Raw genomic sequence first — 21092 nt, forward strand, 5'->3', positions numbered from 1 at the left:
GCTGATCTGGGGTGAGGCCTTCTTCGCCGGGGCGATGGCCCAGTTGCTGGCCCAGCTCAGCCGTTTGCCGGCGGTGGTGCTGCTGCTGGCGGTGGGCCTGGTGATCGGCAGGGCCGGCTTCGACCTGGTGGACACCGAGGCGCTGGGGCCGGTGCTGGAGCCACTGGTCAGCCTGTTGGTGGGCCTGATCCTGTTCGATGGCGGCCTCAATCTGAGGCTGGCGGGCCGCGACCTGCAGCGCACCGTTGTGCAGGTGGTGCTGGTGCGGGCCGTGCTGGGCTTCCTGGCGGCGGTGCTGCTGGCCCACCTGCTGGCCGGTCTGTCCTGGCCGCTGGCTCTGGTGTTCGGGGCGATCGCGCTCGCCACCGGCCCCACCGTGGTCACACCGATGGTGCAGCAGATGCGCCTGTTGCCCTCGCTCGCCAATGTGCTCGAAGCCGAAGGGCTCGCGCTCGAACCGCTGGGCGCCGTGCTGGCGCTGCTGCTGCTGCAGCTCGCCATCGGTGATCTCGGCAGCTGGCAGGAGGTGGCCAGTCGGCTGGTGCTGCGGCTGGGTGGCGGTGTGCTGATCGGCAGCCTGGCGGGGTGGCTGCTCTCTGAGCTGCTGCGCCGTCTGCTGCAAGGCTCCGAGGTGCTCGATGCCCTGGCGCTGCAGCTCAGCCTCGGCGTGCTGTTCCTGCTGGTGGGAGGCTGCGAAACCCTGTTGCCCGAATCCGGATTACCGGCTGCCGTGAGTGCCGGGGTGGTGGTGGGGCTGAGGCTCGAGGGTGGGGCCAGTCAGCTCGATGAGCTGATCCGGCAACTCGCCTTGCTGGCCATCACCGTGCTGTTCCCGCTGCTGGCCGCCGATCTGTCCTGGTCGGAGTTGAGCCCGCTGGGGCTGGGTGGCGTGGCCTGCGTGCTGGTGCTGATGCTCTGCCGCTGGCCGGTGATCCAGGTGGCGGGCCTGGGGTTGCCCGGGCTCGGCTGGCGCGAAAAGCTCATGCTCAGCTGGATCGCCCCGCGCGGGATCGTCACCGCCGCCGTGGCCAGCCTGTTCGCCCTCCGGCTCGACGAAGCCGGAGTTCCGGGCGGCGGCGCTCTCAAGGGCCTCGTGTTCCTCACGATCCTCCTCACGGTGGGGATTCAGGGGTTCACCGCCGCAGCCCTGGCCCGGCGGCTGGGCCTGGTGGAGCCGGCAGGTGATCTGGTGGCTGATTCTGATGAAGCGTTGGCTGAGTAGCAGCTGAGCCGGGTGGAGCCGGAGGCTGAGGGCGCTGGCTGGCCCCTCGGTCTGAGCGGGCCTGGTCGTGAGCGCCGCTGCTGGCCAATTTCAGAGGCTGCGCTGCAGTCGAGCGACGGCCTCGCCGCCGGGCTGGAGCAGCAGCAGGGTGGCCACGAGATCGGGGCCCTGAAGGCTGCCGAGCAGGGCTGCCCGCAGGCTCTTCATCACCACGCCCTTCTTCACGCTGGCTGTCTTGGCGGCCTCCCCCAGCAGGGTCTTGGCCTGATCGGCATCAAGTGCTTGGTGGGGCAGCTGGGCTGGATCCGCAGGCTCCAGTGCCTGCAGCACTGCCGCCAGGGCCGCCCTGGCCCCTTCGCTCTCGATCTGCTGGCGGGCTTCGTCGTTGAGGCTGGGACGCTCGAAGAAGGGCCGGGCCTGCTCGACGCCGTCCTGCAGCGTGACCAGGGAGGGGCCCAGCAAGGCGGCTAGCTCCAGCTCCCAGCCGGCCTCCCCTGAGGGGGCGCTCCACCCCTGGGCCCGCCAGCGCGGCGCCAGCAGAGCCAGCAGCTGCTCGGCCGGCAAGCCATGCAGCACCTGGGCGTTCAGCCAGTTGAGCTTGTCCCAGTCGAAGCGGGCGCCGGCGCGATTGACCCGCTCGAAGCCGAAGACCGGTGCCGCCTCGGCCAGGCTGAAGCGCTCCCCCATGCCCTCCGGCGGCGACCAGCCGAGCAGGGTCATGTAGTTGGCCAGCGCATCGGCGGTGTAGCCCAGCTCTCGGAACTCGCTCAGCGACGTGACCCCATCGCGCTTCGAGAGCTTGCGGCCTTCGCCGTTGAGGATCAGAGGCGTGTGGGCAAACTCCGGTGCGGCCAGGCCCAGCGCGTCGTAGAGCAGCAACTGCTTGGCGGTGTTGGCGATGTGGTCTTCGCCGCGGATCACGTGGCTGATCGCCATGGCGGCGTCGTCGACGACCACCACCAGGTTGTAGAGGGGGTCGCCGATGGCATCAGCCGGGGCGCGCCGGGCGATCACCATGTCGCCGCCCAGGTCGCTGCCGCTCCAGCGCATCTCGCCGCGCACCAGATCGTTCCAGACGATCGTGGCGCCGTCATCGATGCGGAAACGGACCACCGCTTCACGCCCTTCGGCGATGAAGGCCTGCTCCTGCTCCGGGCTGAGGTTGCGGTGGCGGTTGTCGTAGCGGGGGGCCTCCTTGGCGGCGGCCTGAGCCTCCCGCATCTCCGCCAGCTCTGCCTCGCTGGCGTAGCAGCGGTACGCGTGCCCACTGGTGAGTAGCTGCTGGATCGCGGCGCGATGCGCCTCGATGCGCTCGCTCTGGATCACCGGCTCCTCGTCCCAGTCCAGGCCCAGCCAGCGCAGGCCGTCGAGGATGTTGGCGGTGTATTCGGGCCTGGAGCGCTCGCGATCGGTGTCCTCGATGCGGAGCAGGAAGGCACCGCCGAGGTGGCGCGCGAAGAGCCAGTTGAACACCGCCGTGCGGGCTGTGCCGATGTGAAGCGTGCCGGTAGGGCTGGGAGCGAGACGAACCCTCACCGTCAATGCGTTCACTCCTGGTGGATGGGATGAATTGAAAACGGGACTGACGGGGCTCGAACCCGCAACTTCCGCCGTGACAGGGCGGTGCTCTAACCGATTGAACTACAGTCCCAGTTCATCCGTACTGGTGGCTCGGCTGGGCCGGGCTCCCGTGCGGGGTGCGCTGTCGCGTCGGCGACCTCGGCAGTATCAGTTGCCGCCGGTCCCGTCGTCAACCAGCCGATGCGATGGCAGGCGCCAGACGGTGCAACTCTGCAACCATCGCGCTGATGGAGGCAGGGTTGGCGGGCTTCTGGCCGGTGCTCAGCAGCTCCCGCCCCAGCACTGAGCAGCCGAGATGGGCGAACTGCAGGCGCATGGCGCTCAGCACCTTCTGACCGCCACCGCCGCTGTGGGTGGCCAGAGCCACAGGAAGGCCGTTGAACAGCTCGCGAAAATCATCGCTGCTACGTGACAGCCAGGCGAGGGCGTTGTTGAGCGTGGGCGGCAGGGAGCCGTTGTATTCGGGCGCGCACACCCACAGCCGCCCCAGGGAGCGCAGCTGGTGGGCCAGCGCATCTACCCCAGGGTGGGTGCCGCCGCCGGCCACCTCGGCCGCTGGGCTGTAGAGCGGCAGGCCGAGATCGACCAGATCCATCACATGAAAAGCGTGGCCCTGAAGCTCTGCTTCCTGGGCCACACGTGTAGCGAGAGTGAGATTGTGGCCATTGCTGGCCGCAAGAATCAGCATGGCCGGCGGCTTGAAGCAATCAGCGGCGCACGATAAAGATCCGCGCGCTCAGGGGCGAAAGCCAGCAGGTTCAATGAGACGGACCTGGTTGCCACGGGCGGTGAATTCCCGACCTTGGTCGCTCTGAACCACCACACGGCCTCCGGATTTGACCCGGATCACCCGAGCTCGTACCCAGCCCAGTGCGGCCGACTCAAGAACCTTGACCACATCACCGGGTTGTAGATCCAACTCCATGTCCGGAACCAGAAAAGTGCAGGAAGGGTCATCGAGCGCGCCGTGGAGGACTTGAACCCCCGACATCAGGTTTTGGAGACCTGCGTTCTACCAACTGAACTAACGGCGCAAGGCGATGACCCTCAGAAGGTGCCGCAGGGCGACACCTGGATAGACGATGGGAATCGCGGGATCAGCGGTCGAAGCGTTGCTTGACCCTGGTGGCCTTGCCCACCCGATCGCGCAGGTAGAAGAGCTTGGCACGACGCACCTTACCCCGGCGTTCCACCTTGATCGTGGCTACCTGAGGGCTGTGCAGCATGAACACACGCTCCACGCCGATGCCCTGGAAGATCCGGCGCACGGTGATGGTTTCGTTGAGGCCGCCGTGGCGCTTGGCGATCACCACACCCTCGTAGGGCTGGATGCGCTCCTTGTTGCCCTCGCTGATGCGCACGCCCACACGGACAGTGTCGCCCACGTAGATCTCGGGAAGGTCGCTCTTGAGCTGCTCCGCCTCGAATGTGCGCATCAGCTCGTAGGCGCTGAGCTTGCCGGTGCGGACCGCAGGCGCTGCCGCAGCGGTGCCCGCTTCGGGAGTGCTCGTCTCGCTGGTGCTGTCTTCGATGAGTTCCGCTGCCATCCCGGCTTCCTTCACGCCTGAGCAAACAGCGACTTTACCGGGTCATCCGCCCCCCTCGGAAGCGTCGCCGCCGGTGCGGTTGGTGGCAGCGTGCCCGGCGGGGCGCCGGGCGGCAGTGGCGCGCTGCCATTTGCCGGCCACCATGGCGCCTCCGCTGACCAGCATCCACAGCAATCCCAGGCCGTTGAGGGCCACATAAAAGGTCTTGCCGGTGCTGCCCAACCATTCGCCTTCATGCAGCACCATCAAGAGGTGGGCCTGATCGCGGCTCAGGCCGCCCCAGTCACGCAGCAGCCGGTACCCCATGCCGGTGGTCGCTGTGAGAAGCATGGGGGCGAGCACGAACGGGGCTGCCTGCGCATGCCAGCGCCGCAACGCCGCCAGGGTCTGCATAGGTGCCGGGTTGAAATTGGTAGCTTGGAGTCTGAGATGTCAAGGATCCGTCGATGAATCTGTTCGCCGATCTGCTGGCCGCCACCCAAGGATCGAGCGCACAGGGCGGCGGAGGGGCGGCCGTGGGAATGGCGGCGGCGTCGCCCTCTTCTGTGGTCACCCAGGCCGGTCCCCGCATTCAGAAAAGCCGTCGCGGCGTGGAGATCAAGTCGGCGCGCGAGATCGGCATCATGCGGCGCTCCAGCCGGATCGTGGCCACCGTGCTGCGCGAACTGCTCGAACTGGCCGCCCCCGGCATGACCACCGCCGACCTCGATCGCCACGCCGAACGGCGCATCCGTGAACTGGGCGCCACCCCCAGCTTCAAGGGCTACCACGGCTTCCCCGCCAGCATCTGCGCGAGCATCAACAACGAAGTGGTGCACGGCATCCCCAGCAGCAAGCGGGGAATCCGCGAGGGCGATTTGCTCAAGATCGACACCGGCGCCTACTTCGAGGGCTACCACGGCGACAGCTGCGTGTCCCTTTGCGTGGGTGCCAGCAGCGACGACGCCTGCCGACTCAGCCGCGTGGCCCAGGAGTCGCTGATGCAGGGCCTGGCCAAGGTGAAGGCCGGCAACACCCTGCTCGACATCGCCGGCGCCGTCCAGGACCACGTCGAAGCCCATGGCTACAGCGTGGTGGAGGACTACACGGGCCACGGCGTGGGCCGCAACCTGCACGAAGAGCCCTCGGTGTTCAACTTCCGCACCAAGGATCTGCCCAACGTGAAGCTCCGCCCCGGCATGACCCTCGCCGTGGAGCCGATCCTCAACGGCGGCAGCAAGCACTGCCGCACCCTACGCGACCGCTGGACGGTCGTGACGGTGGACGGAAGCCTTTCGGCCCAGTGGGAGCACACGATCGCCGTCACCTCCGACGGTTGCGAGATCCTCACCGACCGCGACTTCTGAGCGGCCTCGCCGTGCGCCAGGCCACGCAGCCGCGATGCGCTCCGGCCACTCAGATGCTGCGGCTTGTGAGCCCGAAGTAGAGCCGTCGCATCAGCACCGCCAGCGGGAACAGCAGATAGGTGAGTGGGTTGGGGGTCACGATCACCAGCCCCATGCCTCTGCGTACCTGGGCGATCACCTGACCGGCCACGAAGTCGGCACTCATCACACCGATCGGATTGAGGGCGGAGCGGAAGGGGCCGAGCACCAGGCGCCGGATCCGGCAGGCCCGGGGCCCCTGCTGATCGAGGCTGCGCAGGCTGAGCAGCTGACCCAGCAGGCGCTTGCTGATCTCATAGAGCGGGCTCACCGCCGGCATCAGTTCGGCTTCCGACGTGTTCACCCACAGCTCGCGGCGGGGGCGATCAGCCGCAGGCTCGGGCAGAGACAGAAACAGCTCCACCAGACGCCAGCTGCTCAGCGCGTTCACCTCGAGGCTGCGCTCCACGGCGGCGGGACTGCGATCCCCATGCACGTTCACGCCATGGTTGATCACCAGGATGTCCACATCCAGCAGCTGATCACGCAGCGCCGCCTCTCCGCCGCAGCCCCAGCAGAGACTGGACAACGGAATCGGTTGCCCGCTGGCATCGCTGAGTTCTACGGCGGTGGGCCGGGAGGTGAGCGCCAGCAGCCTGGCCCCCTGGCCATGCAGGCGGCGGAGCAGGGCGCTGCCGAAAGCGCCACCGGCGCCGGTGACCGCCACATGCCGGCCCTGCAGTGGCAGCAAGGCGGACCTCATGGCATTCATCGCTGCGCGGTGGTGGGCGAACCACTGTTACAGCCGGTACGATCAGGTGAGGACATTCTTTTTGTTCTAAGGACAGGCAACATCCAACGTGTTTAGTGAGGGCCCAGCACAAGGATCATCCACCCTGTCCCAGGAAGCTGCACAGGTGGCCTTGTTCGCCCCCTATTGCGGTGGACTGAGCCGTGAAGGCTGGTTGCAACGCGGTCTCGATCAGCTCGCCCTCCGGCGGGTGAGTGGGCTGCGCCCGCTGCATCCGAACGGGGCCCATCGCTTCGAGCTCAGCTGGACCTCCGGTGTAGCCCCGCAACAGCCGAGCCAGTGTGAGCTCGCCTTCCCTGACCAACCGGACATCCGCTACAGCTTCACGGTGCCCACCCACCACCTGGTGTGCTGGTTGATGGATCTGCTGGAAGACCGCGCCGTGAGCGGTGGTGGCGACCTTCCCGAATCGTTCTGGCGCTGGCTGATCCTCGGCGAGGCCCCGCCACCGGTCTCCTCGTAGGCTGCTGCCTGACCCTGGCCCCGGCGAACCCATCCCCATGAGCAGCACTCTGCTGATCGGTTCGTGCCATCCCTTCAGCGGAAAATCGGCGCTGGTGCTCGGCCTGGCAAGGCAGGCCGCCCGCATGGGTGTGCCGGTGCGTTTCGGCAAACCCCTGGCCACCAGTCTGCGGCTGGATCGCAGGCCCTTACCCGGTGGCGATGGTCCATCGGCCCCCCTGATCGATGACGACGTGCGTTTCGTCGGCGGCATCCTCGGCCTGGCGCCAGACTGCCTGCTGCCTTCTCTGCAGCTGCTGGAGCCGGCCACGGCGCGGCAGCGACTCCTGCAGGGCGAACTGGGCGCCGGTGATGGATTCGGGGCCCTGCGCGACCACCTCAGTGCCCCCAATGATGGGCTCACGCTGCTGGAGGCCTCAGGCAGCCTCAGCGAAGGTCTGCTCTATGGGCTGAGCCTGGTGCAGCTGGCGCACGGGCTGGAAGCCCCGGTGGTCCTGGTGCACCACTGGCTCGACAGCTGCAGCATTGATCCCCTGCTGCAGGCCCGCGACCTGCTCGGCGAGCGCCTGGCCGGCGTGGTGCTGAACGCTGTGGATCCCGATGCCGTCGAGACCCTCCTGCAGGAGGAAGTGCCCGCCATGGAGCGTCTGGGGCTGCAGGTCTTCGGCGTGCTGCCCCGCAGCCCACTGCTGCGCAGCGTCACCGTGGAAGAGCTGGCCGAGCGGCTGGGCGCGAAGGTGCTCTGTTGCCCCGAGCGGCTCGATCTGCTGGTGGAAACACTCTCGATCGGGGCGATGAACGTCAACTCCGCGATGGAATTCTTCCGTCGCCGGCGCAACATGGCCGTGGTCACCGGTGCCGACCGCACCGACATCCAGCTGGCGGCCCTGGAGGCCTCCACCCAGTGCCTGATCCTCACCGGCGCAGGCGATCCGCTCTCCCAGCTCATCAATCGCGCCGAAGAACTCGACGTGCCCCTGCTCAAGGTGGAGCACGACACACTCACCACCGTGGAGGTGATCGAGCGGGCCTTCGGCAACGTGCGTTTGCACGAATCCGTCAAAGCCACCTACGCCATCCGCCTGGTGGAGGAACACTGCCGCTTCGACCGCCTGTTCGATCGCCTGCGGCTGCCGATCAGCGCCTGAAGCTCCTGCAGGGGCGCTGCTAGTTTCGTGCCATCGGCTGCACGTGCTCGGTGACCCGGTCCCTTGATCTGCCCCCTCTGGACCGGATTGACACCCTGGCTCAGGAACTGGCCCTGCTGCAGGACACGGGCAAGCGACGCATCGCCATCCTCGGCAGCCGCCACGTGCCGGTGGTGTCGATCCATCTGGTGGAGCTGGTGGCCCGCTCCCTGGCCCAGGAGGGCCACAGCCTCGTCACCTCCGGCTCCCAGGGGGTCAACGCCGCCGTGATCCGCGGCGTGCTCGGCGTCGACCCCTCGCGCCTCACCGTGCTGCTGCCCCAGAGCCTCGAGCGTCAGCCGCTGGAATCGCGCCAGCAGCTGGAGAAGGTGCTCCACCTGGTGGAGAAGCCCGACCACGACGACCTGACCCTGCCGATGGCCAGCACCCTCTGCAACCAGGAGATCATCGGCCGCTGCGACCAGCTGATCTGCTTCGCCTTCCACGACAGCGAAACCCTGCTGGCCAGCTGCCGCACCGCCGAAGACATGGGCAAGGTGGTCACCCTGCTGTTCTTCGACTGAGCGCTGGGGAGCACCTCTCAGCGCCCATCGGCCAGCACTTCCAGCTTGGTTCCCACGCGGCGCATCACCACCACCGCGGCGCCCGGCAGCAGCCGTTCCCCTTCCAGACTTTCCGCGGCCCAGCTCTGCCCCTGCCAGCGCACGCGGCCGCGCCCCTGGGCATCGAAGCCATCGATCACCACGGCCCGGTCGCTCGTTTCGATCCGATCGCGGGCCGGCCGTTGCCGCTTCGACCAGGCCCAGATCGCCGCGCTCCCCGCCACGGTAAGCAGCGCGAACAGCCCCAGCTGCAGCGGCAGGGCCAGCCCCAGCAGCGCCGTGAGCGAGGAGACCACCAACGCCGCCATGGCGGCGATCAGAAAGCCGCCGAAGCCCGGCACGCTTACCTCCACCAGGAACAGCACCGCCGCCACCGCCAGCCAGATCAGGGATGCCATGACGGGGAGTCTCGAATCGGCCCCAGTCTGCTGGCTGGGCCCGGGCGGGCTGCGTACTGTGATGGCACCCCGTTCTCTACCGCCTTCATGGAGGTCCTGTTTTCCTTGCCCGCGCTGGCGCTGCTGGCGGTGCTCGGAGTGAGCAGCGTCAAGATCACCAATGGCGGCCGCTCGATGCTGGTGGAGCGCCTCGGCAAGTACGACCGCCAGCTCACCCCCGGCATGTCGCTGGTGCTGCCGGTGGTGGAGCGCATCGTCAGCAACGAGTCGTTGAAGGAGCGGGTGCTGGACATTCCCCCGCAGCAGTGCATCACCCGCGACAACGTCTCGATTGAGGTGGATGCGGTGGTGTACTGGCAACTGCTTGAGCATGCCAAGGCCTACTACGCCCTCGACAACCTCAAGTCGGCGATGGTGAACCTGGTGCTCACCCAGATTCGCTCGGAGATGGGCAAGCTCGACCTCGACCAGACCTTCTCCACCCGCTCCGAGGTGAACGAGGTGCTGCTGCGCGAGCTCGATCAGGCCACCGATCCCTGGGGCGTGAAGGTGACCCGCGTGGAACTGCGTGACATTCAGCCCTCCAAGGGGGTGCAGCAGGCGATGGAGATGCAGATGAGTGCGGAGCGAGAGAAGCGGGCGGCCGTTCTTCGTTCCGAGGGGGAGCGAGAGGCCCAGGTGAATGCCGCCAAGGGGCGGGCCGAAGCACTGGTGCTTGATGCCAAGGCCAAGCAGGAGGCGGTGCTGCTCGATGCCGATGCCCAGGCCAAGCAGCAGTTGCTGCTGGCCAGGGCCAGGGCCGAATCTGCCGCCCAGCTGGCCGCCGTGATCGACTCCCATCCCGCTGCCGCCGAGAGCCTGAGGCTGCTGCTCGCCAAGGACTGGATGGCGATGGGCCAGGCGATGGCAGCGAGCAAGGGGGGATCGGTGCTGATGGTGGATCCCCAGAGCCCCGCCTCCCTGCTGGCCGCGCTCAAGGGGCTGCAGGAGAAGGGCGGCAGCTGAGCGCTGGCCCGGGCTGGCAGCGCGCACTTCAGGCGACCAGCCCGGACGGTACTTCAGGCGAGCATCCCGGACTTCAGGCGTGCAGCAGTGCCTTGAGCCCTTCCGTGTAGAGCAGGGCGGTGCAGAGCAGGGCACCGACCCAGCTCAGGCTGCGCAGCAGCGGCTGGTTGGCCAGGTAGGCGCCGATGTAGGCCAGCCGCAGCGCCGGGTGCAGCAGGGCCGCCAGGGCCAGCAGCGGCGACGATGCCAGCATCGCCGGCGCCGCCAGCAGGCAGAGCAGGCAGGCGGGCGCATGCAGCGTGAAGGCCTCGAAACAGTTCTGGTGGGCCCAGCTGGCCCTTTGACCCCAGGCCGGCAGCCGCTCGAACATGGCCCGCGGGGCGGCCAGATCGGCGGGGGTGAAATCCGCGTTGGCCCGCCCGGCCCCCAGTGGCACCAGGCTGAGGATCACCACCGCCCCCGACAGCACCAGCGACCAGGCCAGGGGGGCCTTCGGTTCGCCCGTCAGCAGCAACGGCAGGTCCATGAACAGCAGTGGCAGGTCCATGGGAGGGGCGCATGGGGGAGGTTCTGTTCTACCGGGCGGCTCAGCCTGCGAAGAACCCTGCCGCAGCCCGAAAGATGCCCGCGATCGTGTCGATGAAGGTTTGAATGGTGGCCTTGGCGGCCGCAGGATCGGTGTCCTTCCAGTTCTGCTGGAAGGAGAACGTGATCCAGCGGCCGTTGCACAGCCGCATGCCGCCGGCCAGCGACATCACATAGTCGGGGGCGAAATCCAGGCTTCCGCCCTTGAGGAACAGATGGGCGCGGGGCAGATCCAGCACGGTGATCGCTGGCGGCAACCCCAGGATGCGCCTGAACTCCTTCAGGGAACTGCTGGTGCGGAACAGCTCTCCCTGCAAGGCCCTGGAATAGAAGCGGACGAAATCCGCGGGAGACCCCACCATTGTCTCCTGGTCGTTGATGATCGGCCGCGTCTGCGTTCCGCTGGCCTCCAGGGCTTTGTTGACCCCTTGCCAGCCCAGATCCACGCCGGCGGGGGCTCCCAGCAGGTAGGAGAAGAACTGGCGCGTGCTGGTGGGGATCCGGGTATCAGGCAGGCCGAGAGAGGCGATCAAGCCCCGCACGTTGTCCGCGCCGATCCGCTTGAGCACCATGTCGGTGGCGGTGTTGTCGCTGTGCATGATCATGGCTTCCAGGGCCACCGAAGCCGGAATCGTGCCGCTGACGTTCTCCAGCACCAGGCTGCTGAGAAACCGCACCGAATCATTCACCGGTAACTGTTCCTGAAGGCTGACCTTGCCGCTCTCCAGCTGCCGCAGGAATTCAGCCAGCACGTACACCTTGAAGCTGCTGCCGCAGAACAGGGGCTGGCTTGGATTCAGCCCCTGTTGCCAGGCAGCCGTCGTCTGGGCTCCCGATGCCGAGGCTCCCGATGCCGAGGCGCTGAATGCCGGCGAACGCATCAGGAACGCCTTCTCTCCTCTCAGGGCGCTGAAGGAGGAACGAATGGTCTGATTCAGAGCGTCAAGGCTGCGCGGTGGGGCAGGGGCCGTTGCAGCCCTGGAGCGTCCGCTCTGGAGGAACAACGACAGGGTGGAGCCCAGGGCCACCCCCCCGATGGAATCCAGCACGCGGCGCCGGGACGTAGACATCACCATCAGCTCAGGGGGTTCGGGGAGGGGCGCAGCCCTCCTCCCCGGTCCATCCTCACCCTGGCCATGGGACGCCCGGAAGCACTTTCCTAAAGTCAGGTCTTCAGCTCCGAGCACCTGCCCATGGCCGACACCTTTTCTTTCGACGTGGTGTCGGATTTCGATCGGCAGGAGCTGGTGAATGCGCTGGACCAGGTGCGCCGTGAGGTGGGTCAGCGCTACGACCTCAAGGACTCCAAGACCGAGATCGATCTGGAGGAGAACAGCCTCACGATCACCACCGCCAGCGACATGACCCTGGAAGCCGTGGCCGATGTGCTGCGCCAGAAGGCCGTCAAGCGTGAGCTCTCGCTCAAGATCTTCGATTTCCAGCCGGCGGAGCCGGTGGGCGGCAACCGCGTGCAGCAGGTGGTGAAGCTGCGCAAAGGCCTCAGCCAGGAGCTGGCCAAGCGGCTCAGCAAAACGGTGCGCGATCAGGTCAAGAAGGTCACCGTGGCGATTCAGGGCGAGAGCCTGCGGGTCACGGGCAAGAACAAGGACGATCTGCAGCAGGTGATCCAGCTGCTGCGCGCTGAAGATCTCGAGCTGCCGCTGCAGTTCGAGAATTACCGCTGAGCGGGCGGTGCAACAGGAGCGGCCGCCGGTGAGCGGCAACCCCCGCAGCGGCCCTTCCGGTTGGCGTTTCTGGATCGACCGCGGCGGCACCTTCACCGACCTGGTGGCGCTCAGCCCCAGCGGCGTCTGCAGCGTGCGCAAGCTGCCCTCACACCCGGCGCAGAGCGCCGCCGGCGCCGGCCCAGATCCTGCCGTGGTCGCCATCCGCGCGCTGCTGGAGGTGGCGCCGGATCGACCGATCCCCGCCGGCCTGATTGCCGACGTGCGGGTGGGCACCACGGTGGCCACCAACGCCCTGCTGGAGCGGCGCGGTGCTCCCACCCTGCTGCTGCTCAGCCGCGGTTTCGGCGACGCGCTGCGCATCGGCGATCAGCATCGCCCGGATCTGTTTGCGCTCGAGATCCGTCGGCCTGAGCCGCTGCACACCCGGGTGCTGGAGGTGCCGGGCCGCCTGGCGGCCGATGGCCGCGAGCTTGAGCCGCTGGTGCTGGATGACGCCCTGGCCCGGTCCCTGACCCAGGCGCGCGCCGATGGCCTGCGCAGTTGCGCCGTGGCCCTACTGCATGCCGCCCGCCATCCCCGCCATGAACAGCAGCTGGGCGCCTGGCTGGAGCGCTTCGGGTTCGAGCAGGTGGCGCTGTCCCACGCGGTGGCTCCGCGGCCGCGGCTGGTCAGCCGCGGCCAGACCGCTGTGGTGGAGGCCTATGTGGGGCCGGCGCTGCAGGCCTATCTGGCGGGGTTGCGGCGTGCCCTCGGTGCCGGCACGCCGCTGCAGGTGATGCAGTCGAGCGGCGGCTTGCTGGCTCCCGAGCTGATCCGCGCCAAGGACACGATCCTCTCCGGGCCGGCGGGTGGCATGGTGGGCGCGCTGAAGGCGGCGGCAGCGGCTCGCGCCGGGCCCATCGATGCCAGGGCGATCGTGGGCTTCGACATGGGCGGCACCTCCACGGATGTCTTCCATGTGGTGGCAAGCGAACCTTCCCCCACCGGCTCGGAGCACGACGCGGTCGCCGAGCGCTGGGAACGCAGCGAACAGGCCGTGATCGCCGGGTTGCAACTGGAGGCGGCGATGCTGCCGATCCACACCGTGGCCGCCGGTGGTGGTTCCGTGCTCCATTTTGACGGCGAGCGGCTGCAGGTGGGCCCCGCGTCCGCCGGTGCCCAGCCGGGTCCGGCCTGCTACGGCCGCGGCGGCCCGCTCACCATCACCGATGCCAACCTGCTGCTGGGCCGGCTGCAACCCGATGGCTACCCGGCCCTGTTCGGTGCCACCGGCGACCAGCCGCTCGATCTGGAGCCCGTTCGCGCTGGCTTCGAGGCCCTGGCCGCCCGCATCGGCGCCGCCGTGGGGCAGCCGCAACAGCCGGAAGCCCTGGCGGAAGGTGCCGTGGCGATCGCCATCGACCATATGGCCGCGGCGATCCGGCGCATCTCGATTCAGCAGGGCCACGACATCCGCGGCGCCACGCTGGTGTGCTTCGGCGGGGCCGGTGGCCAGCACGCCTGCGCGCTCGCCGAAGCCCTGGAGATCGACACCATCCTTCTGCACCCCCTGGCCGGTGTGCTCTCCGCCTACGGCCTGGGTCAGGCCGATCAACGGCTGCTGCGCGAGCAGGTGGTGCGCGAGCCGCTCACGGCGTCGCTGCTGCCGCGCCTGATGGCCTGGGCTGAGGCGCTCACCGCCGCCGGCGCGCTGGCCCTCGGCGCTGCGCCCGATGGTCGCTGGACTGCCGGTGCCGGTGCCGGTGTCGAAGGGGAACCTGCTCGCGAAGGGGAACCTGCTGGCCCGGCCTCAACCCTGCGGCGGGAGGTGCGGGTGGCCTTGCGTTACCCCGCGAGCGAGGTGAGCCTGATCGTGCCTCTCGGAGAGATCGAGGGGATGGAGGCTGCCTTCGACGCCAGCCATCGCCGCCACTTCGGCCACGCGCAGGAGGCACGGCACGGGGCCGCCCCAGCTCTCGTGGTGGAGCGGCTGGAGGTGGAACTGGTCTGGCCGGCAGCAGCGGCCGGTGCTGTGCCATTGCTGTTGACGGATGGAGCCACGCCCCCCACTGTCCCCACGGTGTCGTTGTATGCAGGGGGCTGCTGGCACACCGTGCCGCTGGTGCGCCGGGAGTGGCTGGCGGTCGGCCAGACGCTGCAGGGACCGGCTCTGGTGCTGGAGTCGATCGGCACCCTTGTGCTGGCGGCGGGTTGGCGGGCCGAGGTGCTGCCGCAAGGCGAGTTGCTGCTCAAGCGCCCCGCCTCTGGCGAGCTCGCGGCTGTTGCCCCAGCTGCCACCACCTGCACCATCACAACAGCCACCTCAGGCGCTGCTGTGGCTGTCACCCCTGTGAGTAGCGCCGCTTCCGCGGCTGCAGCCTCCGTCGACCCGGTGCGTCTGGAGCTGTTCCATCACCGCTTCGCCGCGATCGCCGAGCAGATGGGGGAACGGCTGCGCCAAAGCGCCCGCTCCGTGAACATCCGCGAGCGGCTGGATTTTTCCTGTGCGCTCTTCGATGCCGATGGCGCCCTGGTGGCCAATGCGCCCCACATCCCGGTGCACCTCGGCTCCATGGGTGAAAGCCTTGCCAGCCTTCTGGAGATGGTGGGGCGCGGGGAACGGCCACCGCTGCGCCCCGGCGATGTGATCGCCACCAACGATCCTTACAACGGCGGCACCCATCTGCCCGACATCACCGTGATCAGCCCGGTGTTCGCCGGTGCTGATCGGCCCTGCTTCTTCGTGGCCTGCCGCGGCCACCACGCCGATGTTGGCGGCCTCACCCCCGGCTCCATGCCGCCCCACAGCCGCTTGATCGACGAGGAAGGCCTGCTGCTCACCAACGTGCCGTTGCTGCGTGAGGGGGTGTTCGATGCGACGGCCTGGCAGCAGCGCCTGCAGGCCGGTCCGTGGCCGGTGCGCAATCCCGACCAGTTTCTCGCCGACCTGCAGGCGCAGATCGCGGCCAACCAGCTCGGGGCTGCGGAGTTGGAGCGCCTCTGCCGCCGCGAGGGGGTGGCGCAGGTCACGGCCTACATGGCCCATGTTCAGGACAACGCCGCGGCGGCCGTGCGGCGCGTGATCGGCACGCTGAAGGGTGGCCAATGGAGTGTGGAGCTCGACGGCGGCGCCCGCATCGCCGTGGCGGTGACGATCGATCGCCGCGCCCGCACGGCCTGCATCGACTTCAGCGGCACCTCCCCCCAGCAACCCGGCAACCTCAACGCCCCCCTGGCCATCACCAAGGCCGTGGTGCTCTATGTGTTTCGCTGCCTGGTGGCGGAGCCGATCCCCCTCAATGCCGGCTGTTTCCGGCCGCTGCAGCTGGTGGTCCCCGAGGGCTGCCTGCTGCGGCCAAGGCCGCCGGCGGCGGTGGTGGCGGGCAACGTGGAAACGTCCCAGGCGGTGGCCAATGCCCTGTTCGGGGCCCTCGGGGTGATGGCGGCGGCGCAGGGCACGATGAACAATCTCACCTTCGGCGATGCCGCTTGCCAGTACTACGAAACGATCTGCGGTGGCAGCGGCGCCGGCCTGGGATTCGCGGGTGCCGATGCGGTGCAGAGCCACATGACCAACTCCCGCCTCACCGATCCAGAAGTGCTGGAGCAGCGCTTTCCGGTGCAGCTGGAGAGCTTTCGCGTGCGGCAGGGCAGCGGCGGGACGGGCCGCTGGCGCGGCGGGGAGGGGGTGGAGCGGCGCCTTCGCTTTCTGCAACCGATGACGGTGTCGCTGCTGACGGGATCGCGACGGGTGCCCCCCTTTGGCCTGGCCGGCGGCGGACCGGGCGCGCTCGGTCGCAACAGCCTGGAGCGGGCGGGCCAGCCTGCCTTGCTGCTGGAGGGGGCCGCGCAGTTGCAGGTGCAGGAGGGTGACCTGCTGGAGATCTGCACCCCGGGGGGCGGCGGCTATGGCGAGAGCTGAGCAGCGGCTGTTGCGGCTGCTGGTGGGGCTGGCGGCCGGCGCGCCGTTGCTGGTGCCGTTCTGGCCGCTGACGCTGTCGTTAGCACTGCCCTTTCCGTTGCAGTTGTCGGGGCGGGCCCAGGGGTTGCCGGTTGGTGCGGCGCCATCGGCGGTGCCCGCCAATGTGTTGCAGGAGGCCGGCCAGCGCTTTCACCCCGTCGTGTCGGCAGGGGGCATGGTGGCCACCCAGGAGGCGCACGCCAGCCGGGTAGGCCGTGACGTGTTGCGGGACGGCGGCAACGCGGTGGATGCGGCGGTGGCGGCCTCCTTCGCCCTGGCGGTGACCCTGCCCCAGGCCGGCAACCTCGGCGGTGGTGGCTTCCTCGTGCTCTGGCGCCCGGAACCGGCAAGGGCGGGCACGCCGCTGCTGGAGGGAGAGCGGCGGGTGGGCCGAGGCCGGGCGGTCACGATCAACTTCCGCGAAACCGCACCCGCCGCCGCCCGGGCCGACCTCTTCCTCGATGCCAGCGGCCAGGTGGATCGCCAACGGGCCACCCGCAGCCTGCAGAGCACGGGCGTGCCCGGCACGGTGGCGGGCCTGCTGCTGGCCCAGCGCCGCTACGGCCGCTGGCCGCTGGCGCGGGTGATGGCGCCGGCGATCCGCCTGGCGGCAGAGGGGTTCCCGGTGAGTCGGGATCTGTCCCGCTCCCTGGAGAGCGCCGCCCCCCTGCTGCGCGCCGATCCCACCTCCGCGGCGCTGTTCTTCCGCCCGGACGGGAATCCCTATCGCCCCGGCGAGCTCTGGCGTCAGCCCCAGCTGGCCGCCACGCTCACCGGCATCTCCCGGCGCGGCGAGGCGGGCTTCTACCAGGGGCCGGTGGCCGAGAGCCTGGCCGCGCTGATGGGCCGCCAGGGCGGGCTGATCACCCTTGCAGACCTGGCCGCCTACCGCGCCCAGGCGCTGCCGCCATTGATCGGCAGCTGGCGGGGGCAACCGGTGATCACCATGCCGCCGCCCAGCTCCGGCGGGGTCACGCTGATTCAGCTGCTCGGGATGCTGGAGGGGTTCCCGCTGGCGGCCATGGGGCTGAACAGCGCCGCCACGATCCACGTGATGACCGAGGCCATGAACCTGGCCTACCGGGATCGGAACACCTATCTGGGCGACCCTCGCTTCGTGACGATGCCGCTGCAGCGTCTGCTCAGCCCGGCCTATGCGGCCGCCCAGCGCCGCCGCCTCCGCACCGACCGCCACACGCCCGCCGCCGAACTGGCGCCGCCACCGCCGGGCCGGCCGGAGGGCCCCAACACCACCCACCTCTCAATGATCGACCGCGACGGCCTGATGGTGGCCACCACCACCACGCTCAACTTCGCCTACGGCAACGGTGTGAGCGTGCCGGCTGCCGGCTTCCTGCTCAACAACGAGATGGACGATTTCACCGCCAAGCCGGGTGTGCCGAATGCCTACGGGTTGGTGCAGGGGGAAGCCAACGCCATCGCTCCGGGCAAGCAGCCGCTCAGTTCGATGAGCCCCACACTGGTGCTTGATCGCAGCGGCGGCCCACTGCTGGCCACCGGCAGCCCGGGCGGGAGCCGCATCATCACCACCGTGCTGCAGGTGCTGCTCAACCGGCTGGAACACGGCCTCAACCTGGCCACGGCCGTGAGTGCACCGCGCTTTCACAGCCAGCTCTGGCCGGATGAAGTGGCGATCGAGCAGGGCTTCAGCTCCGACACGCTCGCCCTGCTGGAGGCGATGGGCCACCGGCTCCGGCCAGCCCGGGCGATGGGCTCGGCCCAGTCGGTGGAGGCTCTGCCGGGCGGAGGCAGCCTGGGGGTCGCCGATCCGCGCCGCCCCGACGCCCTCGCCGCCGGGGAGTGAGCCCGCGCCCTGCGCCACGGCAGAACGGGCGCCGAAGCCTCACAATCAGGCCCGACCGCCACTGACCGGCTGAAGCCGGTGAACCCCCATGGCTCCGTTGCTTCCGGTTCCGATTGCTCCCGCAGTGTTCACCTTCCGCGACTGGCTCTGGAGTGGCGGGCTGATCGAGCTGTCCCTGGTGATGGCGGCGTTTCTGGTGGCTGCCTGGTTCGTCAAACGTTCCCGCTGACGGCGCCGGGATCAGGCGCGGTGAGCAGGTTGACGCCGGAGAAGGCCAGCGCCACGCCGAACAGGGTGCCGATCACCCAGAGACTGTCGCTGGGCCATTCCGCGATCAGCAGACCGCCCAGGATCGCGGTCACCAGACCGTCGGCGATCACCAGGCCCCGGGCCTGGCCATCGGCAGCGGCGCCGGCGGCCAGTTCCATCACCCCTTCGAAGGCCATGAGCAGGCCGACGAACAGGGTGAGGCTCACCTCACTGCTCACCGGAAACACCAGAATCCAGAGGCCACCGCCCACATACAGCAGCCCGCTGAGGCCGCGAAACAGCTTGGTGCTGAGGTCGCCGCCGCCGGTGAGACGCAGCAGCTGGGAGATCCCGCCTGCCACCGCCACCCCGCCCAGCACGATCGTCAGCAGCGTGGCTGACAAGAATGGCAGGGCGATCGACAGGCCGGCAGCAGCGAAGACCAGGGCGGCAGCCAGCCAGCGCAACGGCTTGGACGCAGGAATCGACATCGGGCAAGGTCTCGCGAAAGCCAACGCTAAAGGCAGAACCGGGACTGGCCTTCTCCCCCTGGATGACCCGCACGCTCCGATGTGTCGGGTTGCACAAACGCACTAGCTTTATTTCTTGATAATGACGCACCCGCCCGAAGCCAAGCTTCAAGGTGGGGCCAGCCATTCCCCTCTGCGGCCATGCTCGAGCTGTTGCCCCAGCTCAACGATCGCAACCTTCCCTGGATGGACACGATCCATCCGATCGTCGTCCACTTCGTGATCGCCATGGCCCTGATCGCGTTCCTGTTCGACGTGATCGGCCGCCTGGCCGGCAAGCCTGAGCTCTATGAGGTGAGCTTCTGGAACCTGCTGTTCGCCACCGCGGCGATCTTCGTGGCGATCATCTTCGGCCAGGTGGAAGCGGGCCTGGCCAACCCCTATGGCGAATCGCGCGAGATCCTCAACCTGCACAGCACGATCGGCTGGGCGCTGGCCGGCATCCTCTCGGTGCTCACGGCCTGGCGTTACGTGATCCGCAGCAAGGATCCACGCCGCCTGCCGCTGGCCTTCCTCGGCGCCGGCTCGGTGCTGAGCGTGCTGGTGGTGGTGCAGGTGCTGCTGGGTAGCGAGCTGGTCTGGATCTACGGCCTTCACACCGTCAAGGTGGTGGAAGCGATGCGCGAGGGATTGGTGTGATGGCCCTCGGTCCGAATGGCCTCCCCTACAGCCTGCCGATTCACCCGAACCTGGTGCATCTCACCATCGGCCTGTTCATCATCGCCATCGCCTTTGATATCGCCGGGGCCCTGTTCCCGCTGGAGCGGCGTGTGTTCCGCTTTCTGGCGCTGCCGGTGACCCGCTCCGCCCTGCACGATGTGGGCTGGTACAACCTGCTGGCCTGCAGCGTGGTGAGCTTCTTCACCGTCACCGCCGGCTTTTTCGAGATGCAGCTGGCCGTGCCTCTGCCCGGCATCACCAGCAGCTTCGGCCTCAGCAGCACCGGCAGCATGCTCTGGCACGGCGCCGGTGGTCTGCTGCTGCTGCTGGTGATCGTGCTGATGACCGTGTGGCGGGGCTTTCAGCGCTATGCCTGGCGCCGCGAGATGGGGCGGCAGGTGCAGTGGAGCTACCTGGCCCTCGGCATCGTGATGTTCGCCCTGCTGGGGGTGCACGGCACCATCGGCGCCCAGCTGGCTGTCGAATTCGGCGTGCACGTCACCGCCAACCAGTTGCTGGCCGCCGGCGCCGATCTCCGTGAGGCTCTGCCATGACCAGCTCACCGCCCGCCTCTGTCAATCGGGCCGCGGTGGCCGCCGTCAGCGTCTGGGTGGGGCTGCTGGTGCTGCTGTCGCACTGGCTGGGGCAGCAGGCCTACCGCTGGCTGCCAGTGCAGGCCTCCAGCGCCGCCCCACTGGTCGACGACCTCTTCAGCCTCGAAACCGCGATCGCCTGCTTCGTGTTCGCCGGTGTGGTGTCGGTGATGGCGTACGTGCTGCTGTTCAACCGGGCCGAGAAATACGACATGGACGATGCCGCTCCGGTGGAGGGCAACACCGTGCTGGAGATCATCTGGACGGCGATTCCCCTGGTGCTGGTGATGGCGATCGCCTGGACGACCATCGGCGTCAACCGTGAGATCGGCGCCATCGGCCCCATGGACCACAGCCACGGCGACACCGCCGAGGCGATGGCCGGCGCCCCCACCGCCGAGATCCAGGTGATCGCCCGTCAGTGGTCGTGGGAGTTCCGCTACCCGGATGCGGCTGCGTCGAGCACCGAGCTGCACCTGCCGGTGGGTCGTCGCGTGAGCCTGCAGCTGGAGAGCGCAGATGTGATCCACGGCTTCTACGTGCCCGCCTTCCGCCTCAAGCAGCAGGTGATCCCCGGCCGCTCGATCGCCTTCTTCATCACCCCCACCCGCGAGGGTCGCTACCGCCTGCGCGATTCCGAATACAGCGGCACCTGGTTCGCCGCCAACCAGGTGGATGTGGTGGTGCAGAGCGAGGAGGCCTACCAGGACTGGCTCACCCGGGCGGCGGCCCAGCCCCTGCGGCCCGGCATCAGCGATGCCTCCCGGGAATACGCCCAGCAGCAATCCCGGCTGCGCGCCTCCGGCTATCCCACCGTGCCCCCGGCTCCCCCCCCAATGGTCAACGTGCCCGGCTCGAACACCCTTCCCCACGCAGGTTGAC

General features: G+C 68.6%; 23 protein-coding genes and 2 tRNA genes. 13 read left to right on the forward strand and 12 right to left on the reverse strand.

Annotated features, from left to right (window positions below):
* The first annotated feature begins 34 nt into the window (after window positions 1–34).
* Complete coding sequence (locus tag KBY86_RS11660) at window positions 35–1222, forward strand: cation:proton antiporter (RefSeq protein WP_399221489.1); 1188 nt, start codon at window positions 35–37, stop codon at window positions 1220–1222.
* Between the two features lie 90 nt (window positions 1223–1312).
* Here the strand turns inward: KBY86_RS11660 and gltX are convergent, their stop codons facing one another.
* The 7 genes from gltX to KBY86_RS11695 all read right to left on the reverse strand — a co-directional run bounded on the left by gltX (window position 1313) and on the right by KBY86_RS11695 (window position 4680).
* Window positions 1313–2758: a glutamate--tRNA ligase gene (gene gltX, locus KBY86_RS11665; RefSeq protein WP_255141175.1), complete on the reverse strand. Its 1446-nt coding sequence runs from the start codon at window positions 2756–2758 to the stop codon at window positions 1313–1315.
* Between the two features lie 41 nt (window positions 2759–2799).
* Window positions 2800–2873 (reverse strand) — tRNA-Asp (locus KBY86_RS11670).
* A 99-nt stretch (window positions 2874–2972) separates the two neighbouring features.
* Window positions 2973–3491 (reverse strand): NADPH-dependent FMN reductase, encoded by a 519-nt coding sequence (locus tag KBY86_RS11675; RefSeq protein WP_255141176.1) that lies wholly within the window; start codon window positions 3489–3491, stop codon window positions 2973–2975.
* Window positions 3492–3539: 48 nt separating this feature from the next.
* Complete coding sequence (locus KBY86_RS11680; protein WP_006043540.1) at window positions 3540–3728, reverse strand: hyperconserved protein Hcp; 189 nt, start codon at window positions 3726–3728, stop codon at window positions 3540–3542.
* A gap of 36 nt (window positions 3729–3764) precedes the next feature.
* A tRNA-Trp gene (locus KBY86_RS11685) sits at window positions 3765–3837 on the reverse strand.
* Between the two features lie 63 nt (window positions 3838–3900).
* Window positions 3901–4350 carry a 50S ribosomal protein L19 gene (rplS, locus tag KBY86_RS11690; protein ID WP_094513430.1) on the reverse strand — a complete coding sequence of 150 codons (450 nt, stop codon included), beginning with the start codon at window positions 4348–4350 and terminating at the stop codon, window positions 3901–3903.
* Between the two features lie 42 nt (window positions 4351–4392).
* Window positions 4393–4680: a peptidase gene (locus tag KBY86_RS11695; protein WP_399221472.1), complete on the reverse strand. Its 288-nt coding sequence runs from the start codon at window positions 4678–4680 to the stop codon at window positions 4393–4395.
* A gap of 116 nt (window positions 4681–4796) precedes the next feature.
* On the opposite strand from KBY86_RS11695, the gene map reads away from it, so the two are divergent.
* Complete coding sequence (gene map / locus KBY86_RS11700) at window positions 4797–5696, forward strand: type I methionyl aminopeptidase (RefSeq protein ID WP_255141178.1); 900 nt, start codon at window positions 4797–4799, stop codon at window positions 5694–5696.
* Window positions 5697–5745: 49 nt separating this feature from the next.
* On the opposite strand, the gene KBY86_RS11705 is transcribed toward map, so the two are convergent.
* Window positions 5746–6477 carry an NAD-dependent epimerase/dehydratase family protein gene (locus tag KBY86_RS11705; protein WP_255141179.1) on the reverse strand — a complete coding sequence of 244 codons (732 nt, stop codon included), beginning with the start codon at window positions 6475–6477 and terminating at the stop codon, window positions 5746–5748.
* A gap of 154 nt (window positions 6478–6631) precedes the next feature.
* Between KBY86_RS11705 and ebsA the strand changes: the two genes are divergently transcribed.
* From ebsA to KBY86_RS11720, 3 genes are read left to right on the forward strand one after another with little or no spacing between them, the layout of a single operon-like run.
* A complete protein-coding gene (gene ebsA / locus KBY86_RS11710; protein WP_255101299.1) occupies window positions 6632–6988 on the forward strand; it encodes a type IV pilus biogenesis protein EbsA in 357 nt (118 codons plus the stop codon).
* Between the two features lie 37 nt (window positions 6989–7025).
* Window positions 7026–8135, forward strand: coding sequence for a phosphotransacetylase family protein (locus KBY86_RS11715; protein ID WP_094513082.1), 1110 nt, complete (start codon window positions 7026–7028; stop codon window positions 8133–8135).
* A gap of 50 nt (window positions 8136–8185) precedes the next feature.
* Entirely contained in the window at window positions 8186–8698 is a 513-nt protein-coding gene (locus tag KBY86_RS11720; protein WP_094513083.1) for a DNA recombination-mediator protein A, read from the forward strand.
* Window positions 8699–8715: 17 nt separating this feature from the next.
* Here the strand turns inward: KBY86_RS11720 and KBY86_RS11725 are convergent, their stop codons facing one another.
* Window positions 8716–9135, reverse strand: a complete 420-nt coding sequence (locus KBY86_RS11725) for an NfeD family protein (protein WP_094513084.1) — start codon at window positions 9133–9135, stop codon at window positions 8716–8718.
* Between the two features lie 87 nt (window positions 9136–9222).
* Between KBY86_RS11725 and KBY86_RS11730 the strand changes: the two genes are divergently transcribed.
* On the forward strand, window positions 9223–10140 hold the full coding sequence (locus KBY86_RS11730) for an SPFH domain-containing protein (RefSeq protein WP_094513085.1): 918 nt from the start codon (window positions 9223–9225) through the stop codon (window positions 10138–10140).
* Between the two features lie 73 nt (window positions 10141–10213).
* Here the strand turns inward: KBY86_RS11730 and KBY86_RS11735 are convergent, their stop codons facing one another.
* Complete coding sequence (locus KBY86_RS11735; protein WP_399221475.1) at window positions 10214–10687, reverse strand: MAPEG family protein; 474 nt, start codon at window positions 10685–10687, stop codon at window positions 10214–10216.
* Window positions 10688–10727: 40 nt separating this feature from the next.
* On the reverse strand, window positions 10728–11795 hold the full coding sequence (locus tag KBY86_RS11740) for a serine hydrolase (protein WP_255141180.1): 1068 nt from the start codon (window positions 11793–11795) through the stop codon (window positions 10728–10730).
* Window positions 11796–11918: 123 nt separating this feature from the next.
* Here KBY86_RS11740 and KBY86_RS11745 point away from each other — a divergent pair, with 123 nt between their 5' ends.
* The 4 genes from KBY86_RS11745 to KBY86_RS11760 all read left to right on the forward strand — a co-directional run bounded on the left by KBY86_RS11745 (window position 11919) and on the right by KBY86_RS11760 (window position 18407).
* Complete coding sequence (locus tag KBY86_RS11745) at window positions 11919–12410, forward strand: YajQ family cyclic di-GMP-binding protein (protein ID WP_094513087.1); 492 nt, start codon at window positions 11919–11921, stop codon at window positions 12408–12410.
* Window positions 12411–12438: 28 nt separating this feature from the next.
* A complete protein-coding gene (locus tag KBY86_RS11750; RefSeq protein WP_255141181.1) occupies window positions 12439–16314 on the forward strand; it encodes a hydantoinase B/oxoprolinase family protein in 3876 nt (1291 codons plus the stop codon).
* Window positions 16301–18178 carry a gamma-glutamyltransferase gene (gene ggt, locus KBY86_RS11755; RefSeq protein WP_255141182.1) on the forward strand — a complete coding sequence of 626 codons (1878 nt, stop codon included), beginning with the start codon at window positions 16301–16303 and terminating at the stop codon, window positions 18176–18178. Before KBY86_RS11750 ends, ggt begins: the two co-directional genes overlap by 14 nt.
* An 88-nt stretch (window positions 18179–18266) precedes the next feature.
* Window positions 18267–18407 carry a hypothetical protein gene (locus KBY86_RS11760; RefSeq protein ID WP_255141183.1) on the forward strand — a complete coding sequence of 47 codons (141 nt, stop codon included), beginning with the start codon at window positions 18267–18269 and terminating at the stop codon, window positions 18405–18407.
* On the opposite strand, the gene KBY86_RS11765 is transcribed toward KBY86_RS11760, so the two are convergent.
* Window positions 18391–18918: an HdeD family acid-resistance protein gene (locus KBY86_RS11765; RefSeq protein ID WP_255141184.1), complete on the reverse strand. Its 528-nt coding sequence runs from the start codon at window positions 18916–18918 to the stop codon at window positions 18391–18393. The genes KBY86_RS11760 and KBY86_RS11765 overlap by 17 nt on opposite strands.
* 180 nt (window positions 18919–19098) lie before the next feature.
* On the opposite strand from KBY86_RS11765, the gene KBY86_RS11770 reads away from it, so the two are divergent.
* Genes KBY86_RS11770 through KBY86_RS11780 form a run of 3 tightly spaced genes read left to right on the forward strand, consistent with a single transcriptional unit; the run spans window position 19099 to window position 21091 of the window.
* Window positions 19099–19596 carry a DUF2231 domain-containing protein gene (locus KBY86_RS11770; protein WP_094513090.1) on the forward strand — a complete coding sequence of 166 codons (498 nt, stop codon included), beginning with the start codon at window positions 19099–19101 and terminating at the stop codon, window positions 19594–19596.
* Window positions 19596–20171, forward strand: a complete 576-nt coding sequence (locus KBY86_RS11775) for a DUF2231 domain-containing protein (protein ID WP_094513091.1) — start codon at window positions 19596–19598, stop codon at window positions 20169–20171. Before KBY86_RS11770 ends, KBY86_RS11775 begins: the two co-directional genes overlap by 1 nt.
* A complete protein-coding gene (locus tag KBY86_RS11780; protein WP_255101292.1) occupies window positions 20168–21091 on the forward strand; it encodes a cytochrome c oxidase subunit II in 924 nt (307 codons plus the stop codon). The genes KBY86_RS11775 and KBY86_RS11780 overlap by 4 nt, the downstream gene beginning before the upstream one ends.
* Window position 21092 lies beyond the last annotated feature (1 nt).

This window comes from Synechococcus sp. Lug-A (assembly GCF_024345655.1).
Classification (GTDB): domain Bacteria; phylum Cyanobacteriota; class Cyanobacteriia; order PCC-6307; family Cyanobiaceae; genus MW101C3.

Excerpts from the sequence above, each read along its gene's own strand:
- KBY86_RS11660 (WP_399221489.1), top strand. The coding sequence starts at position 35 with ATGGCCCAGTTGCTGGCCCAGCTCAGCCGTTTGCCGGCGGTGGTGCTG.
- KBY86_RS11675 (WP_255141176.1), bottom strand. The coding sequence starts at position 3,491 with ATGCTGATTCTTGCGGCCAGCAATGGCCACAATCTCACTCTCGCTACA.
- KBY86_RS11680 (WP_006043540.1), bottom strand. The coding sequence starts at position 3,728 with ATGGAGTTGGATCTACAACCCGGTGATGTGGTCAAGGTTCTTGAGTCG.
- rplS (WP_094513430.1), bottom strand. The coding sequence starts at position 4,350 with ATGGCAGCGGAACTCATCGAAGACAGCACCAGCGAGACGAGCACTCCC.
- KBY86_RS11695 (WP_399221472.1), bottom strand. The coding sequence starts at position 4,680 with ATGCTTCTCACAGCGACCACCGGCATGGGGTACCGGCTGCTGCGTGAC.
- map (WP_255141178.1), top strand. The coding sequence starts at position 4,797 with ATGAATCTGTTCGCCGATCTGCTGGCCGCCACCCAAGGATCGAGCGCA.
- KBY86_RS11705 (WP_255141179.1), bottom strand. The coding sequence starts at position 6,477 with ATGAGGTCCGCCTTGCTGCCACTGCAGGGCCGGCATGTGGCGGTCACC.
- KBY86_RS11715 (WP_094513082.1), top strand. The coding sequence starts at position 7,026 with ATGAGCAGCACTCTGCTGATCGGTTCGTGCCATCCCTTCAGCGGAAAA.
- KBY86_RS11725 (WP_094513084.1), bottom strand. The coding sequence starts at position 9,135 with ATGGCATCCCTGATCTGGCTGGCGGTGGCGGCGGTGCTGTTCCTGGTG.
- KBY86_RS11730 (WP_094513085.1), top strand. The coding sequence starts at position 9,223 with ATGGAGGTCCTGTTTTCCTTGCCCGCGCTGGCGCTGCTGGCGGTGCTC.
- KBY86_RS11735 (WP_399221475.1), bottom strand. The coding sequence starts at position 10,687 with ATGGACCTGCCACTGCTGTTCATGGACCTGCCGTTGCTGCTGACGGGC.
- KBY86_RS11740 (WP_255141180.1), bottom strand. The coding sequence starts at position 11,795 with ATGTCTACGTCCCGGCGCCGCGTGCTGGATTCCATCGGGGGGGTGGCC.
- KBY86_RS11745 (WP_094513087.1), top strand. The coding sequence starts at position 11,919 with ATGGCCGACACCTTTTCTTTCGACGTGGTGTCGGATTTCGATCGGCAG.
- ggt (WP_255141182.1), top strand. The coding sequence starts at position 16,301 with ATGGCGAGAGCTGAGCAGCGGCTGTTGCGGCTGCTGGTGGGGCTGGCG.
- KBY86_RS11760 (WP_255141183.1), top strand. The coding sequence starts at position 18,267 with ATGGCTCCGTTGCTTCCGGTTCCGATTGCTCCCGCAGTGTTCACCTTC.
- KBY86_RS11765 (WP_255141184.1), bottom strand. The coding sequence starts at position 18,918 with ATGTCGATTCCTGCGTCCAAGCCGTTGCGCTGGCTGGCTGCCGCCCTG.
- KBY86_RS11770 (WP_094513090.1), top strand. The coding sequence starts at position 19,099 with ATGCTCGAGCTGTTGCCCCAGCTCAACGATCGCAACCTTCCCTGGATG.
- KBY86_RS11775 (WP_094513091.1), top strand. The coding sequence starts at position 19,596 with ATGGCCCTCGGTCCGAATGGCCTCCCCTACAGCCTGCCGATTCACCCG.
- KBY86_RS11780 (WP_255101292.1), top strand. The coding sequence starts at position 20,168 with ATGACCAGCTCACCGCCCGCCTCTGTCAATCGGGCCGCGGTGGCCGCC.